Raw genomic sequence first — 3,841 nt, forward strand, 5'->3', positions numbered from 1 at the left:
AGGCTATCTCGAAGCCCATCGCAGCCGCCGCGATTTCTTCCGCGGCCTCGGCGCGACGGCGACCGATCATGGCCATCCTTCCGCAGTGAYCGCCGATCTTTCCGAAGCCGATGCGGCGGRCCTATTCGCCAAAGTGCTTTCGGGCAATTTCACGCCGGATGAAGCCGAACACTTCCGCGCCCAGATGCTGACCGAGATGGCGCGCATGAGCGCCGACGACGGCATGGTGATGCAGATCCATCCTGGTTCGATCCGCAATCACAACGAGGCCGTCTTTACCCGCTTTGGCCGCGACAAGGGCGCCGATATTCCCGGGCGCACGGATTATGTGCGGGCGCTCAAGCCCTTGCTCGACCGCTTCGGCAATGAGCGCGGGCTCACCATCATCCTCTTCACGCTTGATGAAACAGCCTATTCGCGCGAGCTCGCGCCGCTCGCGGGCCATTATCCGGCGCTGCGCCTCGGGCCAGCATGGTGGTTCTACGATTCGCCGGAAGGCATGCGCCGCTTCCGCGAAATGACCACGGAGACGGCGGGTTTCTACAACTCTGTCGGCTTCAACGACGACACGCGCGCCTATCTCTCGATCCCTGCGCGGCACGATATGGCGCGCCGCGTCGATTGCGCATTCCTTGCCGGACTGGTCACGTCAGGCCGGCTGGATGAAGACGAGGCCTTCGGGGTCGCCCACGACCTCGGCTATCGACTCGCCAGGGAGGCCTACAAACTGAACTGAGGAAGCAATCCAGGCAACCGAAGACCAAGGGAGGAAGACATGACTTTTCGTGACATCAGCCGAAGAACGTTCACGGCGGGCGTTGCGCTCACCAGCCTTGCGGCCGTGTGGCGTCCGGCATTTGCCGCGCTAAAAATGCCCTCGTCGCCCGTCGATCTCAACATCGTCGACGTGGCCGRCAACCTCGCACTCACCCAGAAGGCGATCGAAGCCTACGCCGCGGCCAAACCCAATGTCGTGGGCCACGTGCACTTCACCAAGGCGCCGGCGCCGGAGTTGCCGGGCAAGATCAAGGCGCAGCAGGATGCCGGACGCGTCGACATCGACCTCGTCCTTACCGGCACCGATGCGCTGTCGGCAGGCATCGTGCAGGGCCTGTGGGTCACCCTCCTTCCCGATCATGCCGACCTGCTGCCGAAGCTGCAGGACATCTACCAGCCCGCCGCGTGGAACATGCAGGGACTGGCGCAGGGCCAGGGCGTCGTCGTGACCTACTACCCGTCCGGCCCGCTGCTCGAATACATGCCCGACGCCGTGCCGCAGCCGCCCAAGACCGCCGAAGATCTGCTTGCCTGGGCGAAGGCTAATCCGGGCCGCTTCATGTACGCGCGGCCCGCCAATTCCGGTCCAGGCCGCACCTTCATCATGGGATTGCCCTATATCCTCGGCGATTCCGATCCGAAGGATCCGGAGAAGGGATGGGACAAGACCTGGGCCTTTCTGAAGGCGCTGGGCGAGACCGTCGAATATTATCCGACGGGCACCGGCGCCACCATGAAGGAGCTTGGCGAAGGCTCGCGCGACATGATCGCATCCACGACGGGATGGGACATCAATCCGCGCGTGCTCGGAACCGTTCCGGCAGAGGCGAAGGTCGTTGCGCTGCAGGGCTTCCATTGGGTCGCCGATGCGCACTACATGGCGGTGCCGAAAGGTGTTCCGGACGACAAGCTCGCTGTGCTCATCGACCTGATGAACTTCATGCTGCAGCCGGTCCAGCAGGCTTATGCCTATGACCAGGGCTATTTCTATCCGGGCCCGGCTGTGAAGGATGTTCCCATCTCCATGGCGCCGCAGGAGAGCCAGGACGCGATCAAGCAATTCGGCAGGCCCGAATACGAGGCCCTGATCTCCGGCAATCCGATCGAACTGCCGCTGACGCCCGACAAGATGGTGATCRCATTCCGCATCTGGGACGAGCAGGTCGGCGGCCAGAAGGTCAAGAAGWCATGACGAGCGCTTCCCGCGATTTCCGTGAACTGCGCCTTGACGGTGTCGGCCGCGACTTCGGYGGGCTCTCGGCTTTGCGGGACGTGAACCTCACGATCAAGCGGGGCGAGTTCATCGCCCTGCTCGGCCCTTCCGGCTGCGGCAAGACGACGACGCTCAATGCGATTGCCGGTCTCCTGCCGCTGACCCATGGCGCGATCCTCCTCGACGACCGCCGCATCGATCTTTTGCGGCCAGAAGAGCGAGGCTTCGGCATGGTGTTCCAGAACTATGCTTTGTTTCCGCATATGAGCGTGCGCAGGAATGTAGGCTTTGGCCTTGCCATGCGCGGAAGGCCGAAAGCCGAGATCGACAGCAAGACGGACGAGGCTCTTTCGCTGGTGCGGCTGAAGGCCCATGCAGACAAATTGCCTGGCCAGCTTTCGGGCGGCCAGCAGCAGCGCGTCGCCATCGCGCGCGCCATCGTGATCGAGCCGCYGCTGGTCCTGATGGACGAGCCGCTTTCCAACCTGGACGCAAAACTCAGGCTCGAGATGCGCGGCGAGATCAGGCGCATCCACAATCTTCTCGGTTCGACCACCATCTATGTGACTCACGACCAGGACGAGGCGCTGTCGCTGGCCGATCGCATCGTGGTGATGCGTGATGGAATTGTGCGGCAGGTCGGAACGCCCGCCGAACTCTATGCGCGGCCTGCCCACGCCGACGTCGCCGAATTCATGGGCTACCGCAATCTGYTGCCAACCCGCATCGCCGGGCGCAACGGCGCCTTCGCCACGCTGAATATCGGCGGCGCCACGATCGAAGGGACAGCGGTGGATTCCATCCCGAGCGCGGATGCGATGGTGGCGATTCGGCCCGAGGATCTTGTGGTGAATTCGGATGGGCCGGTCTCGGCTGCGGTCGAGACGTCGKAATATCGCGGCCGCAGTTTCTTCGGCACGGCGCGAACTGCGGAGGGACTCGAACTGTTCTTCCGCTCCGAGCGCCCGGTGACCGTCGGTGAGACGGTGCGGCTTGCCGCCGATCCGGCGCAAGTGCTGGTCTACCAGCGGGAGAAGGCGGCGTGAGCCCGGTCTCCTGCGCAACCGCGCCGCGGCCGGAGCGCCTGCCGCTGTCCATGCGCCTCGCGGCGCGCGGGCTCGATGGCGTGACGCTGCTTGTCGTGCCCGCCATACTCTTCGTGCTGCTGCTCTTTGTCTATCCCTTCCTCTATGGCCTGTGGCTTTCCTTCCAGCCGAAGGAAGGCGGAATGCTGGCGAACTATGCCAAGTTTTTCTCCGATCCGTTTCTGTACGAAACCATCGGCAAGACATTGTGGATTGCGCTGCCCGCGACGCTCTTCAATGTTCTGATCTCCGTGCCGATCGCGATGCGCGTGAGGCTGATGCACCGCCAGYGGTTGCTCACCACGATCCTGATCCTGCCGATCACGCTTGGCACGGTGCTGGTGGCCGAGGGTATGCTCAACTATCTCGGCCCCAAGGGCTGGCTGAACCAGACGCTGCTGTTCTTGCATTTGATCGCTCGCCCCATCCGCCTCGTGCACAACTACTGGGGCGTGTTCCTGTCGCTGGTGATCACCGGCTTTCCTTTCACTTTCCTTCTGACGCTCTCCTACGTCACCGGCATCGATCCTTCGCTGGAGAAGGYGGCGGCAACGCTCGGCGCCAATGCGCGGCAGCGCTTCGGGCATGTCATTTTGCCATTGCTGGCCTCGGGCCTGGCGATCACCTTCTGCCTGTCCYTCGTCCAGGCATTTGCCGTCTTTCCATCCGCGGTCTTGCTCGGTGCCCCATCGGGGCCGACGCGCGTCATATCGATCGCGGCCTATGAAGCCGCCTTCGAGCAATATGACTATTCCCTGGCTTCGGC

At 63.3% G+C, this 3,841-nt stretch carries 4 protein-coding genes; all 4 read left to right on the top strand.

Annotated elements, in window-relative coordinates; genetic code table 11:
• On the top strand, nt 1-736 hold a 736-nt coding region (locus tag ORS3428_RS06565; RefSeq protein ID WP_172833648.1), incomplete at its 5' end, for a glucuronate isomerase.
• Between the two features lie 39 nt (nt 737-775).
• Nucleotides 776-1,969, top strand: a complete 1,194-nt coding sequence (locus ORS3428_RS06570) for an ABC transporter substrate-binding protein (protein ID WP_071095703.1) — start codon at nt 776-778, stop codon at nt 1,967-1,969.
• Nucleotides 1,966-3,036, top strand: coding sequence for an ABC transporter ATP-binding protein (locus ORS3428_RS06575; protein WP_071095705.1), 1,071 nt, complete (start codon nt 1,966-1,968; stop codon nt 3,034-3,036). Before ORS3428_RS06570 ends, ORS3428_RS06575 begins: the two co-directional genes overlap by 4 nt.
• A gap of 50 nt (nt 3,037-3,086) precedes the next feature.
• Nucleotides 3,087-3,841 (top strand): ABC transporter permease (locus ORS3428_RS06580; protein WP_071095707.1); only part of this gene is annotated, 755 nt, incomplete at its 3' end.

The sequence above is a fragment of the Mesorhizobium sp. ORS 3428 genome (assembly GCF_001854785.1).
Classification (GTDB): domain Bacteria; phylum Pseudomonadota; class Alphaproteobacteria; order Rhizobiales; family Rhizobiaceae; genus Mesorhizobium.